This window comes from Mesorhizobium sp. 131-3-5, assembly GCF_016756575.1.
GTDB classification, from domain to species: Bacteria; Pseudomonadota; Alphaproteobacteria; order Rhizobiales; family Rhizobiaceae; genus Mesorhizobium; species Mesorhizobium jarvisii.
In genome coordinates this window covers 1116184-1129506 of the sequence record NZ_AP023254.1, presented here as the reverse complement: position 1 = coordinate 1129506, position 13323 = coordinate 1116184, and the positions used below count along the sequence as shown (strand labels likewise).

Genomic DNA, 13323 nt, shown 5'->3' with positions numbered 1-13323 from the left:
CGGTTCATTCAACTCCGATTGCCTGATACAGCGGGGCGGCTGGCCCCTGTCGATCCGGTGCCCTAGGGAATAAGGCCCAGAACGACGGCCCCGGTGAACACAAACGCAAGGGCAAAGACGAGATAGGCGAAAGCTCCGGCATAGGCCGGGCGAAAGGTCTGGGCATTGGCCAGCCTCTGGCCGGTGCTGTCAGTCTGAGCGTTCTGGATATAGGACATATCGACCTCCGTCTCGCCGGTTAATCTATAAAACTTGTAGACTTTGTCGATTGCTATTTTTGGGCTGTAGGCAGAATATTTTTCTCTCCCCAGGGGTTAAGTTGGTTGTGAGTTGCTGGGATCGCTTGCCGGCGCGATTGATCGGCAGGCATGAGCCTTGCTCTGGACGCGTCCGAATGGACCTATGGCCTTGTTCGCGCTGCACCCAATTCGTCCATTGGCCGCCTTGTGCGGGCGCGGTAGCATCGCGCGACAAACAAATGCGAGCTGGGTCGAACAGGGGAACAAAAAATGGGCGAAAGACTAACCGGCAAGGTTGCCATCATTTCGGGCGGCGCGACGGGAATGGGCGGCGCGGCTTCTGAGTTGTTCGCGGCCGAAGGCGCCAAGGTCGCGATCATCGATCGCAACGGCGAGGCAGCGGCCGCAACGGCAGCGGCGATCCGTGCGCGCGGCCATGTCGCCGAGCATTTTGTCGCCGATGTGTCCGACGAGGCGCAGGTTCAGGCGGCGGTGAAGGGCGCGACCGAAAAACTCGGGCCGGTTACGGTGCTGTTCAATCACGCCGGCACCATCGTGATAAAGCCGTTCCTGGAGACGACCGTGCAGGAATGGGACTGGCTGCATGCCGTCAATGTGCGTTCGATGTTCCTGATGACGCGTGCCGTGCTGCCCGGCATGATCGCGGCGGGCGGCGGCTCGATCGTCTGCACCTCGTCGATCTCGGCGGTAGCGGCCACACCGATGGAGGTGCTCTACGACACCACCAAGGGCGCCTGCCACATGTTCGCGCGCGCCATCGCGGTGGAGTTCCGCGACCGCAACATCCGCTGCAATGCCGTCTGCCCCGGCTTTATCAGGACGCCGCACGGCCTGCGCGAGGTCGCCGACCTCGGCAAGCTCGGCGTCGATGTTTCGGATGCGGCGCTGGCGGCGCAGCAGGGGCGCATCGGTGAGCCGGAGGAGGTGGCGAAGGCCGCACTGTATTTGGCCAGCGACGAGTCGAGCTTCGTCAACGGCGCGCATCTGTTCGTGGACAATGGTTTTACGGCGATGTGAGGCTTTCAGAATCTAGGTTCCTCGCCCCACGCGAGTGGGGGAGAGGTGGCTCGGCGAAGCCGAGACGGAGAGGGGGAATGGCGCGACTTTCCTTGGACTCGTAAACAATTCACCAGCGTCGCAGGCCCCCTCTCCGACCGCTTCGCGGCCACCTCTCCCCGCTTTTGCGGGGGCGAGGAACCCAAGCCTTGCTAACGCTCTTCCCTGCGAAACGGCTTCAACAACGCCGAGGGCGCCACCGCATTGCGCGACATCACAGCCATGGCGACGATGGTGAAGATGAACGGCAGCATCAGGAACGCTTCGTAGGGGATATGCCCCAATCCGCTGGCCTGCATGCGCAGTTGCAACGCATCGACGAAGGCAAACAGCAGTGCCGCGCCCGCCGAACGCCACGGGTCCCAGCGGCCGAACACCACCAGCGCGATCGCCACCCAGCCGCGCCCTGACACGACGCCGAAGGTGAAGGCGTTGAACTGCGCCATCGACAGGAAGGCGCCGGCCAGCCCCATCAGCGCGCCGCCGAGGATGACGGCCTGGAAGCGCGTGGCAATGACGCTGACGCCAGCGGAGTCCGCTGCGCGCGGGTTCTCGCCGACCATGCGGACCGACAGACCCCAGGGTGTGCGGTAAAGCACGAAGGCGGCGAGCGGTATGGCAACGATCGCCATGTAGACCAGTGCGAACTGGTTGAACACCGCCGGTCCGAGCACCGGAATGTCCGACAGAACCGGGATCGGCAGCGTCTGAAAACCCTTGATGGCAGGCGGCACCGATTGCTGGCCGAAGATCAGCCGGTAGAGGAAATAGGCAAGGCCCGACGAGAACAAAGTCACGCCAATGCCGCAGACATGCTGGCTGAGGCCCAGCATCACGGTGAACAGCGCATGCAGCGCGCCCATCAGCATGCCGGTCAGCACTGCCACCAGGACGCCGAGCCACAGGCTGCCGCTGAGGCTGGTGGCGGTGAAGCCGGTCATGGCGCAGAGCAGCATGATGCCTTCGATGCCGAGATTGAGCACGCCGGCCCGCTCGGAGAACATTTCGCCGAGCGTGGCGAAAGCCAAAGGCGTGGCGATGCGGATGATGGCGGCCAGGAAGCCGACCTGGAAGATCTGTTCCAGCACCACGCTCATGTGGCGACTCCAACGCGGCGGATGCGATAGGCGGTAAACAGCAGCGCCACCAGCATGGCTAGCAAGGCAGTGCCCTGGATGACGTCGCTCAGGAAGGCCGGCACGCCTGTCGCGCGCGACATCGCCTCGGCGCCGGTCATCACGGCGGCGAGGAAGATCGCCGCTGGCACGACGCCCAGCGGATTGAGCCGCGCCAACATGGCAACGACGATGCCGGAATAGCCGTAGCCCGGCGAGATGTCGCTCATCACCTGGAAATGCACGCCGCCGACTTCGCCGACGCCGGCGAGCCCCGCCAGCGCGCCGGACAGCAACGCGGTCGAGAGCAGCACCCGCTCGACATGGATGCCGCCATAGCGGGCGGCTTCCGGGTTCTCGCCGGTGACCCTGATGCGGAAACCAAGCGTCGTGCGCGCGATGAGGAACCAGATCAGCGGTGCTGCGATCAGCGCCACGATGACGCCCAGATGCAGCCGCGTGCCTTCAATCAGCACTGGGAAATTGGCCGAATCCTCGATCGGCGGCGAGATCGGATAGCCGCTGAAACTGTCCTTCCACGGTCCTTCGATCAGCGCCATCAGCGCGTAGTAGATGACCGAGTTGAGCAACAGCGAGCTGACGACATCGTCGACCTTGAATTTGACCCGCAGCGTCGCGGGCGCCAGCGCGACGGCCGCACCGGCGGCGGCGCCGGCGATTGCCATCAACAGCATGGCGAGCGCTCCCGGCATCGGGATGGCGCCGACAAAGCAGCTGGCGACGGCACCGGCCAGCAACTGCCCCTCGGCGCCGATGTTCCAGAATTTGGCGCGGAAGGCGACGGCGACCGCCAGCCCGGTGAAGATCATCGGTGCGGCGCGCACCAGCGTTTCGGTGATGGCGTAGCTGTCGCCGAGCGAGGCGGTGAACATCACGCCGTAGGATTCCAGAATGCCGGCGCCGGCCAGCGCGATCAGGCCGCTGCACAGGACAAGCGTTGCCGCGATCGCCAGCAACGGCAGCGCGAGATTGAACCAGGTCGGCGTCGAGGTGCGAACTTCCAGGCGAAACATCAGCTGTGGCCCTCCGCACTCGGCGCAGCAGCCCAACCGACGGATCCGGCGTTGGCGCTGCCCCTCATCCGCCTGCCGGCACCTTCTCCCCGTATAGGGACGGGGAGAAGGGAACTGCCCGCGACCTCGGCACTTTTCGTGCAACGTCGGTGGTTGGCGAAAGCAGCGATGAGAGCGCCCCTCTCCCCGTCTCTATACGGGGAGAGGATGCCGGCAGGCAGGTGAGGGGCGGCGCCGACATTCAAAGTCAGCCAAAAGCGGGCGATATCCTTTGAGGTCCGTGCGAAGAGCCGCGGCGGAAAATCCATGCTATGCCCTCCCCTCCGCCCCGGTCATCAGCAGGCCGAGCCGCGCGATCGTCGCATCAGCACTGTCGAGCGTACCGACGATGCGGCCCTCATACATCACCGCGATGCGGTCGCAGAGCACCAGGAGTTCTTCCAGATCCTCGCCGATGACGATGATGCCGCAGCCCTTGGCCCGCATGTCGAGGAATTTTTCGTGGATGAAGCGCGCCGCCCCAATGTCGAGGCCGCGCGTCGGCTGCGAGACGATCAGAACCTTCGGATCGAAAGCGAGTTCGCGCGCCAACAGCGCCTTCTGCAGATTGCCGCCCGACAGCGCCCCGGCACGTGTCATCGGCCCGGGGCACCTGATATCGTAGGCCTTGATCTGTTCTTCGGCGAAGGTGCGGATCGCATCCGGCTTGAGCAGGCCTTTGCTGCTGAACGCGGCGGTACCGATGCGTGGCAGCACCATCGAATCGGCAAGCGGCAGATTGGTGACCAGACCCGTGGTCATGCGGTCCTCCGGGATGCGGCCGAGGCCGAGCGCCTGCACCTCGCGCGGCGAGAACCGCGAGACCGTCTGGCCGGCGATCGTCATCCGGCCGGCATCGGGCGAGCGCACGCCCGAAATCACCTCCGCCAGCGCCCGCTGGCCATTGCCGGACACGCCGGCAATGCCGAGGATTTCGCCGGAGCGGACGGCAAGCGACACACCGCGCAGCACCGTGCCTGCATGGTTCGAGGTGGAAATGCCATCGAGCGTCAGCACCGCTTCGCCCGGCGTTGATGGCCCCCTGGCCGGCGGCACGATCTCGTGGCCACACATCAGCTGCGCCATGGCGGCGGATGTCGTGTTGGCCGGATCGTCGACGCGACCGGCGACGCGCCCATGCCGCAGCACCGTGCAGCGATGGGTGAGCGCCCGCACCTCGTTGAGCTTGTGCGAGATGAAGATGATGCCGAGGCCTTGCGCCGCCATCGAGCGCAGCGCCGAAAACAGCCCGTCGACCTCGCTCGGCGCCAGCACCGCCGTCGGCTCGTCGAGGATCAGAAGCCTCGCGCCGCGAAACAATGCCTTGACGATCTCGAGCCGCTGCTGTTCGCCGACCGACAGCGCCGAGACCGGCAGGTCGGGATCGAGCGTCAGTCCATGCTGGCGGCCGATTTCGGCCAGCCGCGCCAGCCCGCCGGCGCGGTCGATCCGCCCGCCTTTGCCCGGAATGCCGATCAAGAGGTTCTCCAGCACCGTCAACCGTGGCGCGAGGTGAAAATGCTGATGCACCATGCCGATGCCGGCGGCCAGCGCATCGGCTGAACTGGTGATCCGTACCGGCTGCCCCTGGACCAGGATTTCCCCGGCATCCGGCGCGTAGGCGCCGAACAGCACATTCATCAGCGTCGTCTTGCCGGCGCCGTTCTCGCCCAGCAGGCCGAGGATTTCACCGGGCGCGACGCTGAGGTCGACAGCCTCGTTCGCCTTGACGGCGCCGAAGCTCTTGGTGATGCCGCGCATTTCGATGAGTGGGGCGGACAAGGGTCAGAATGCTCCGATGAGATGGCGCGGCTCCTCACCCTCCCCCTTGTGGGGAGAGTCGGCTTACGATCGCAGCGAAGCGGAGATCGTGAGCCGGGGTGGGGGTGCGGCGCTGAAGACCCCCACCCCGCTCCGCTTCGCGGATCGACCCTCCCCACAAGGGGAGGGTGAGCAAGCCTCAATCCGAAACCGGCGTATTTTCATCCACGTCGACGCGGAAATTGCCCTCAAGAATCTCGGCCTTCTTCTTCTCGACCAGATCCTTGACCTCGGCCGGCAGCGTCTTGTCGAACTTGTGGTAGGGGGCGAGATAGGAACCGCCCTTGGCCATGCGCGAGAAGTCGCCATAGTCCTGCGCGGTGTAGACGCCAGCCTTGACCAGTTTGATCGCCTGTTCGACCGTCGGATACATGTCCCACACCGGGCCGGTGATGACCGTGTCGGGGCCGAGGCTCGACTGGTCCGACATGTTGGAGATGGCGAGGATCTTCTTCTCGACCGCCGCCTCGATGACGCCGAAGCGCTCGGCATAGATGACGTCGACGCCGGCATCGATCTGCGCGACCGCGGCTTCCTTGGCCTTGGGCGGATCGAAGAAGGAACCGATGAAGGCGACCTTCTTCTTGACGTTCGGGTTGACCTCCTTGGCGCCGGCGAAGAAGGCGTTGACCAGCCGGTTCACTTCCGGAATGCCCATCGCCGCGACGGCGCCGACCGTGCCCGACTTCGACATCTTGCCGGCGATCATGCCCGAGAGATAGGCGGGCTCGTGGATCCAGTTGTCGAAGACGCCGAAATTGGGTTCGGCCGGGCCGGCACCAGAGCCGAACAGCCAGGCGGTCTTCGGGAACTGTTTTGCGGTGCGGCGCGATTCACGTTCGGCGGCGAAGGCGTCGCCCAGCACCAGCTGGTAGCCGCCTTGCGCATATTCGCGCATGACGCGGCTGAAGTCGGCGGTCTGAACTTTTTCGGACCATTTGTATTCGATGCCGAGTTCCTTCTCCGCCTTCTGCAGGGCGACATGGATCTGGTTGTCCCACGGCTCCTCGATCGGCGTGGCGAAGATCGCCGCCACCTTCAGTTTCTTCTCCTTGGCGAAAGCCGCGCCCGGCAGCATGGCCGCTGCCAGGCCAAGCGCGCCGAGCTCCAGCACATTGCGTCGCGAGAGACCTTCGCGTGTCGACGAAAATTTGTTCTTCCGGTTTTCCATTGCAGTCCCCTCTGTTTGACAGCCGTGTCGAGCCGGCCGTTCTAAAAATCAGACGGGGAACTATGGAACGGGTCCGGACTTTTGTCCACATGGTCAAATTTGGCGACACGCCGAATCCAACCCTGATTCTCGCTGGCCAAAGGGAAGGCGGCGGTCAGGCCCGTTCGAGCGCGATGGCGATGCCCTGGCCGACGCCGATGCACATCGTCGCGAGAGCATAGCGGCCGCCGCGTTCGCGCAGTTCCAGCGCCGCCGTGCCGGAGATGCGCGCGCCCGACATGCCCAAGGGATGGCCGAGCGCGATGGCACCGCCATTCGGATTGACATGCTCGGCATCCTCGGCGATTCCGAGCTGGCGCAGCACGGCGATGCCTTGCGAGGCAAAGGCCTCGTTGAGCTCGATGACATCGAATTGCTTTGGCGTCAGGCCAAGCCGCGCGCCCAGCTTCTGCGTCGCCGGCGCCGGGCCAATGCCCATGATGCGCGGCGCAACGCCGGCGGCAGCCCCACCGAGAATGCGGGCGATCGGCGTCAGGCCGTATTTTTTGACAGCCGCTTCCGAGGCAACGATCAGCGCCGCCGCGCCATCATTGACGCCGGAGGCATTGCCGGCGGTCACCGTGCCACCCTGGCGGAACGGCGTCGGCAGCTTGGCCAGTGACTCGACCGTCGTGCCGGCCCGGGGATGCTCGTCTTTCGACACCACGACCGGATCGCCCTTGCGCTGCGGGATCCTCACTGCGGTGATCTCCTTGGCCAGCCTTCCATTGGCCTGCGCCGCGACCGCCTTGTCCTGGCTGCGCACGGCAAAGGCGTCCTGGGCCGCGCGCGAGACGCCGAAATCCTCGGCGACGTTCTCGCCGGTCTCCGGCATCGAATCGATGCCATATTGCTTCTTCATCAGCGGGTTGACGAAGCGCCAGCCGATGGTGGTGTCGTAGATCTCGGCATTGCGCGAAAACGCCGTATCGGCCTTGGGCATGACGAAGGGCGCCCGGCTCATCGATTCCACACCGCCTGATATCATCAGTTCCGCCTCGCCGGCCTTGATGGCCCGCGCGGCGATGGTCAGCGCATCCATGCCGGACCCGCACAGGCGATTGACGGTCGAACCCGGGATTTCCTTGGGCAGGCCGGCCAGCAGCAGCGCCATGCGCGCCACGTTGCGATTGTCCTCGCCGGCCTGGTTGGCGCAGCCATAGACGACGTCGTCCACCGCCTGCCAGTCGATGCCGGCATTGCGCTCGACAAGTGCCTTTAGGGGTATGGCGCCGAGATCGTCTGATCGCACCGAGGACAGCGACCCGCCGAAGCGGCCGATCGGCGTGCGGATGTAGTCGCAGATATAGGCCTCGGCCATGTCACGCAGCTTTCTTGTTTCCCGTTCCCTCATGCGCCGCCTTGGTGCGGGCCTGCAGGTCGCGCAATGTATTGAGTTCGAGTTCGCTTGGCGCCGGTGTTTCGTCAAGCGCCTCGGCGAACTTTACGATCCAGCCACAGCTCTCCTGCACCTGCTGGCGGGTGACGCCGGGATGTAGCGACACGACCGTGAATTCCTTGGTCAGCGGATCCGGCTTCCAGATGGCGAGATCGGTGATCAGCAGCGTCGGCCCGGCGGTGTCGATCCCAAGCCGCTTGCGGTGATCGCCGCCCTCGCCATGGCCGAAGGAGGTGAAGAAGTCGATCTTCTCGACCATGCCGCGCTTGCTCTGCGCCATGGTGATGTAGATCTCCTTCGACGAGGTCGCGATCTCCGGCGCGCCGCCGCCGCCGGGCAGCCTGGTCTTGGGATGGACATAGTCCCCAATGACCGTGGTGTTGATGTTGCCGAACTTGTCGAGCTGTGCGGCACCGAGGAAGCCGATCGAGATGCGGCCGCCCTGCAGCCAGTAGCGGAACATTTCCGGCACCGCGACGGTGGTGACGGCGGTCTCACACAATTCGCCGTCGCCGATCGACAGCGGCAGCACATCAGGCGCGGTGCCGATCGTGCCGCTCTCGTAGATCAAGGTGATGTCGGGCGCGTGCGTCAACCGCGCCACATTGCAGGCGGCGGACGGCGCACCGATGCCGACGAAACAGACATCGTCATTCCGCAGCGCGCGGCTGGCGGCAATCGTCATCATCTCGTTGGGGGTGAAGCCCGGATTGTCGCTCATGCCGCTTTCCTCAGATGGTCGACGCGGCCGGCGAAATCGTCGGCGCTCTTCTCGATGACGTTCGCTTGCATCCAGGCCTGGAATTTCTCGCGGTCGGCGGCGATCTCGTCCCATTCGAGATAGGCGGCGTTGTCGCGCGCATAATAGCCATGCGCGTAGGACGGGTGCGAGCCGCCAGGCACGACGGATATCGCCGCGATCGTCCACCGGGGTAGCACGGTCAGGTTGGGGTGCAGATCGTCGAAATTGTCGACCACCTCCTCCACCGTCACCACAGCGCGCTTGGCCGCCAGGACGGCCTCCTTCTGGATGCCGATGATGCCCTCGACCAGCACATTGCCTTTTTTGTCGGCCTTCTGCGCATGGATGAAGGTCACGTCAGGCCGGATCGAGGGAACGGCCGCCAGCACCTCGCCGGTGAACGGACAAGTGACCGACTTGATGTTCGGGTTGACCGCAGCAAGGCCTGCGCCGCGATAGCCGCGGAACACCGCGCAGGGCAGGCCGGCCGCGCCCGCCTCATAGGCGTTGGCCATGCCGGCATGGCTGTGCTCCTCGACCTCGATCGTCCGGGGAAAACCGTTCTCGATGGAATCGCGGGCGCGCCGCAGCAGGCCGACGCCGGGATTGCCGACATAGGAGAAGATTAGTCTTTTCGCCATGCCCATGCCGATCATCTGGTCGTAGATCAGGTCCGGCGTCATGCGGATCAGGGTCAAATCTCGAAATCCCTGACGGATCGCCTCATGCGCTGCGGCTGTCGGGATCAGATGGGTGAAGCCCTCGAAGGCGACGGAATCGCCATCGTTCAAATTCTCGGCCACGGCCTGTTTGAGCGGCAGGAACTTGACCATCGATCGGCTCCGGATTCAAAAAGTTCGTATTGCGAACTTTTGTTTTGTATGCGAAACTTTCTACGCCGAGTGAGGTCGTGGAGTCAATCCTGGCGGCGATGCCGTTTGGCGGAGGTGAGATGGACGAAGAGGCCGCTTCCCGTGATCATGTCGGCTCGCTTGAGCGCGGCCTTGCCGTCATGGAGATCCTCGCCCGCCACCCCTCTGGCATGACGCTGACCGGGATGGCCGAGGAAGCCGGCCTGACCCGTGCTGGCGCCCGCCGTTTCCTGCTGACGCTTGTCGCCACGGGCTATGCCACCCAGGACGGCCGTGTGTTCTCGCTGTCGCCGCGCCTGCTGGCCGTTGCCCGCACATGGCTGGGCGGCGGCTCGCTGTGGAGCTTCGCCGCGCCGATCATGCGCGCGGTCGCCGCGCAACTGAACGAGGCCTGCTCGGCCGCGATCCTGTCGGGCCAGGATGTCGTCTATGTCGCCCGCATTCCCGGCCGACGAATCCTCAGCGTGTCGCTCGATGTCGGCACCAGGCTGCCCGCCTATTGCACCTCGATGGGGCGCATTCTGCTCGCCGGACTGGCGCCTGAGGAACTCGACGAGTTTCTGCACCAGGCGACCATCGAGAGACGGACGCCGAAGACGATCACCGACATCAGGCTCCTGGCCGAGGCCATCGGCAAGGCGAAAGCCGACGGCTTTGCCATCGTCGACGAGGAGCTGGAGCTCGGCCTGCGCTCCATCGCCGTGCCGATCCGCGACCGCGCTGGCGGCACGGTCGCGGCGATCAATGTCTCGACGCAGTCGGCGCGATTTTCGGTCGCCGAGATGGAGCGGGAAATCCTGCCGGCGCTGCTTGAGGCCAGGGAGCGGATCGAAGATTTCTTCGTCGTCTAATCAAATCGCCAAAGCTTTCAAAGCCAGCGCCGCCCCTCATTGCCCTGCCGGGCATTTCTCCCCGTATAGTGACGGGGAGAAAGTGGTTGGCCTCAACGCCATCGCCTTTTGTTGGAACGTTGGTGATTGGCGAAATCGCCGATGGTAGCGCCCCTCTCCCCGTCACTATACGGGGAGAGGATGCCGGCAGGCAGGTGAGGGGCAGCGCAAACTTCGATGCGTAACTGCGCCAACCTTCAATGCTTGATGCGATCCCGCATCGCGTACCACAGCATGCCCAGCACATAGAGCGGCCCGCGCAGCGTCGTGCCGCCGGGGAACGGCATTGGAGTCAGCGTCGAGAACAAATCGAGCCGCGAGGCGTCGCCTGTAATCGCCTCGGCCAAAAGTTTGCCCGACAGCGTCGACAGGATGACGCCCTTGCCGGAATAGCCATGCGCGAAATAGACCTCGCCATAGTGCCCGACATGCGGCAGCCTGGATGTCGTCACAGAGACCAGCCCGCCCCAGGCATGATCGATGCGGCAGCCCTTGAGCTGCGGGAAGGTGCCTTCCATGTGCGGCCGCACGAAGCCGGCAATGTCGGCCGGCGGCGATGGCGTGTAGCGCTCGCCGCCGCCGAACAGCAGCCGGCCGTCCGCCGACATGCGGTAGTAATTGACGACAAAGCGCGTGTCGGACACCGCGACATTGGCCGGGATGACGTTGCGCTTGCCCTCCAGCGGCTCGGTGGCGACGATGTAATTGCCGACCGGCATGATGCGGCTGTTGACGCGCGGCTCCAGCCCATTGAGCAGCGCGTCGCCCGCCAGCACGACATGTTTCGCGCGCACCGAACCCTTTGCTGTCGAGACCCGGATCGAAGGCTCGCGCTCCAGTTTCACCGCCACCGAATTCTCGTGGATGACGACGCCGGCGGCCACTGCCGCGCGGGCAAGGCCAAGCGTGTAGTTCAGCGGATGCATGTGGCCGCCAAGCGGCTCATACATCGCGCCGTGATAAGGCGTGTCGACCTTGGCGCGGGCGTCCGCCGCCGAGAGGATCTCGACATCGCGGAACTTCATCACGCTTTCGAGGCACTTGGCCTCTTCCTCCAAATCCTTGAGATCGGAGCCGTTGACCGCGCCGACCATATGGCCGTTGAGCCTCAGATCGCAGTCGATGGCGTGGCGCTCGATGATATCGAGCACTAGGCCGCGTGCTTCGAAGGCAAGGTCGAATAGCACCTTCGCCCGCTCCGGCCCGTAAAGCTTGACCAGGCCCTTGGCGCCCTTGCGCAGGCCGGGGATCATCTGGCCGCCATTGCGCCCCGATGCGCCCCAGCCGATCTTGCCGCCTTCGAGCAGCACCACCTTCAGGCCGCGCTCGGCGGCGTGAAGGGCAGCCGACAGGCCGGTGCAGCCGCCTCCGACAACGACCAGATCGGCTTCGACATCGCCGGCAAGCGCCGGATGGTCCGGCGCCGGATTGGCGGTGGCGACATAGTAGGATTTGCCGATATCGAGACCGGAATTGAAACCTGTTGAAGATGCCATGATCACACCTTCAGCAGCAGGTGATCGCGTTCCCAGCTCGTCACCACGCTCTGGAACAGGTCAAGCTCGATGCTCTTGACGCGCAGATAGGTCTGGAAGAAATCCTCGCCGAGGAGTTTGCGCACCGGCTCGCAGGCGGTGAAGCGGTCGAGCGCCTCCTCCATGGTCTTCGGCAGCGTGCTCTTGATCTTGTAGGCATTGCCCGTGGCTTCCGCCGAGCGCGCCAGCTTCTGCTCGACGCCGAGATAGCCGGCGAGCAGCGAGCCGGCGATGGCCAGATAGGGATTACAATCGGCGCCCGGCAAACGGTTCTCCACCCGCCGCGCCGAGCGGCCACCGGCCGGTACGCGCAGGCCGCAGGAGCGGTTGTCGTGCGACCATTCGATGTTGGCCGGAGCGCTGTGGTTCGGCCTTATGCGGCGGAACGAATTCACGTTCGGCGTGAACAGCGGCATGATTTCCGGCACATATTTCTGCAGGCCGCCGATGAAATGGCCGAACATCTCGGTGTCGGCATCATCGTCGCTGGCAAACAGTGCAGTGCCCGTCTTCTCGTCGATGATGGACATGTGCAGATGCATCGAGCTGCCCGCCTGGGCCGCGATCGGCTTGGCCATGAAGGTGGCGTGCATGCCGCATTGCTGCGCGGCCTGGCGCGTCAGCCGCTTGAACAAAAGCACCTGGTCGGCGAGCGGCAGCGCGTCGCCATGCAGGAGATTGATCTCCAGTTGCGCCGTGCCCGATTCATGGATCAGCGTATCGAGCGGCAGGCCGGCCGCCGCGGCATAATCATAGACGCGCCGGATCACCGGCTCGAATTCTTCCAGTGCCACCATGTCGTAGGGATGCTGCACAGTTTCCGCGCGGCCATTGCTGCCGACCGGCGCGGTCAGCGGCCTGTCCGGATCGGGGTTGGGCGCGGTCAGATAGAATTCGACCTCCGGCGCCACCACCGCGCGCCAGCCGCGCTGGCGGTAGAGATCGAGCACGGCGCGCAGCACATGGCGCGGCGAGGCCATCCATGGCCGGCCGTCCATGTGGAAGGCGTCGGCGAAGACATAGGCTTTGCCGGCCCCGGCACCCGGCGCCAGGCACAGCGTCGAAACGTCAGGCACCATGCGCATATCCGGATCCGAATAGGCAAAGCCCTCGTCGATCGAGCCGGAATAGCGGCCGTCGATGCTGACCAGGAAGGCGCTGCTCGGCAGATAGAGCGCGCGGTCTTCCAGCGCCTTGAGAAATTTGACCGTCGGCAGCGCCTTGCCGCGCAGCACGCCGTTCATGTCGGGCACCAGGCATTCGACCTCGGTGATGCCGTGCTGGGCCAGCCAGGCCTTGGGATCGTTGCCGCTGGAGAGAGAGGTCTTGGTGTTTTTATCAAGCATGTCG

The 13323-nt window shown here is 64.7% G+C and carries 12 protein-coding genes; 2 read left to right on the top strand and 10 right to left on the bottom strand.

Annotated elements, in window-relative coordinates:
• Positions 1–62: 62 nt before the first annotated feature.
• Entirely contained in the window at positions 63–218 is a 156-nt protein-coding gene (locus JG747_RS05465; RefSeq protein ID WP_019861925.1) for a hypothetical protein, read from the bottom strand.
• A gap of 291 nt (positions 219–509) precedes the next feature.
• On the opposite strand from JG747_RS05465, the gene JG747_RS05460 reads away from it, so the two are divergent.
• Positions 510–1277: an SDR family NAD(P)-dependent oxidoreductase gene (locus JG747_RS05460; protein WP_019861926.1), complete on the top strand. Its 768-nt coding sequence runs from the start codon at positions 510–512 to the stop codon at positions 1275–1277.
• A 191-nt stretch (positions 1278–1468) separates the two neighbouring features.
• On the opposite strand, the gene JG747_RS05455 is transcribed toward JG747_RS05460, so the two are convergent.
• The 7 genes from JG747_RS05455 to JG747_RS05425 all read right to left on the bottom strand — a co-directional run bounded on the left by JG747_RS05455 (position 1469) and on the right by JG747_RS05425 (position 9509).
• Positions 1469–2413, bottom strand: a complete 945-nt coding sequence (locus JG747_RS05455; protein WP_019861928.1) for an ABC transporter permease — start codon at positions 2411–2413, stop codon at positions 1469–1471.
• A complete protein-coding gene (locus JG747_RS05450; RefSeq protein WP_064981386.1) occupies positions 2410–3465 on the bottom strand; it encodes an ABC transporter permease in 1056 nt (351 codons plus the stop codon). The genes JG747_RS05455 and JG747_RS05450 overlap by 4 nt, the downstream gene beginning before the upstream one ends.
• Before the next feature lie 309 nt (positions 3466–3774).
• Entirely contained in the window at positions 3775–5286 is a 1512-nt protein-coding gene (locus tag JG747_RS05445; protein WP_202361321.1) for an ABC transporter ATP-binding protein, read from the bottom strand.
• Positions 5287–5464: 178 nt separating this feature from the next.
• Positions 5465–6496, bottom strand: a complete 1032-nt coding sequence (locus JG747_RS05440) for a BMP family protein (protein WP_069090461.1) — start codon at positions 6494–6496, stop codon at positions 5465–5467.
• A gap of 154 nt (positions 6497–6650) precedes the next feature.
• Complete coding sequence (gene pcaF / locus JG747_RS05435; RefSeq protein ID WP_202362231.1) at positions 6651–7856, bottom strand: 3-oxoadipyl-CoA thiolase; 1206 nt, start codon at positions 7854–7856, stop codon at positions 6651–6653.
• Position 7857: 1 nt separating this feature from the next.
• Complete coding sequence (locus tag JG747_RS05430) at positions 7858–8655, bottom strand: CoA-transferase subunit beta (protein WP_202361320.1); 798 nt, start codon at positions 8653–8655, stop codon at positions 7858–7860.
• Positions 8652–9509 carry a CoA transferase subunit A gene (locus tag JG747_RS05425; RefSeq protein ID WP_038650424.1) on the bottom strand — a complete coding sequence of 286 codons (858 nt, stop codon included), beginning with the start codon at positions 9507–9509 and terminating at the stop codon, positions 8652–8654. Before JG747_RS05425 ends, JG747_RS05430 begins: the two co-directional genes overlap by 4 nt.
• A gap of 119 nt (positions 9510–9628) precedes the next feature.
• On the opposite strand from JG747_RS05425, the gene JG747_RS05420 reads away from it, so the two are divergent.
• A complete protein-coding gene (locus JG747_RS05420) occupies positions 9629–10399 on the top strand; it encodes an IclR family transcriptional regulator (RefSeq protein ID WP_202361319.1) in 771 nt (256 codons plus the stop codon).
• Positions 10400–10635: 236 nt separating this feature from the next.
• On the opposite strand, the gene JG747_RS05415 is transcribed toward JG747_RS05420, so the two are convergent.
• Together JG747_RS05415 and JG747_RS05410 are read right to left on the bottom strand one after the other, a co-directional pair.
• Positions 10636–11934 (bottom strand): NAD(P)/FAD-dependent oxidoreductase, encoded by a 1299-nt coding sequence (locus JG747_RS05415; RefSeq protein ID WP_202361318.1) that lies wholly within the window; start codon positions 11932–11934, stop codon positions 10636–10638.
• 2 nt (positions 11935–11936) lie between these two features.
• The gene (locus tag JG747_RS05410) at positions 11937–13319 is read right to left on the bottom strand and encodes a glutamine synthetase family protein (RefSeq protein WP_202361317.1); all 1383 of its coding nucleotides are present in this window, start codon (positions 13317–13319) and stop codon (positions 11937–11939) included.
• Positions 13320–13323 lie beyond the last annotated feature (4 nt).

Coding starts and splice junctions, on each gene's coding strand:
- JG747_RS05425 (WP_038650424.1), bottom strand. CDS start 9,509: ATGGTCAAGTTCCTGCCGCTCAAACAGGCCGTGGCCGAGAATTTGAAC.
- JG747_RS05415 (WP_202361318.1), bottom strand. CDS start 11,934: ATGGCATCTTCAACAGGTTTCAATTCCGGTCTCGATATCGGCAAATCC.
- JG747_RS05450 (WP_064981386.1), bottom strand. CDS start 3,465: ATGTTTCGCCTGGAAGTTCGCACCTCGACGCCGACCTGGTTCAATCTC.
- JG747_RS05420 (WP_202361319.1), top strand. CDS start 9,629: ATGGACGAAGAGGCCGCTTCCCGTGATCATGTCGGCTCGCTTGAGCGC.
- JG747_RS05465 (WP_019861925.1), bottom strand. CDS start 218: ATGTCCTATATCCAGAACGCTCAGACTGACAGCACCGGCCAGAGGCTG.
- JG747_RS05430 (WP_202361320.1), bottom strand. CDS start 8,655: ATGAGCGACAATCCGGGCTTCACCCCCAACGAGATGATGACGATTGCC.
- JG747_RS05455 (WP_019861928.1), bottom strand. CDS start 2,413: ATGAGCGTGGTGCTGGAACAGATCTTCCAGGTCGGCTTCCTGGCCGCC.
- JG747_RS05410 (WP_202361317.1), bottom strand. CDS start 13,319: ATGCTTGATAAAAACACCAAGACCTCTCTCTCCAGCGGCAACGATCCC.
- JG747_RS05460 (WP_019861926.1), top strand. CDS start 510: ATGGGCGAAAGACTAACCGGCAAGGTTGCCATCATTTCGGGCGGCGCG.
- JG747_RS05440 (WP_069090461.1), bottom strand. CDS start 6,496: ATGGAAAACCGGAAGAACAAATTTTCGTCGACACGCGAAGGTCTCTCG.
- pcaF (WP_202362231.1), bottom strand. CDS start 7,856: ATGGCCGAGGCCTATATCTGCGACTACATCCGCACGCCGATCGGCCGC.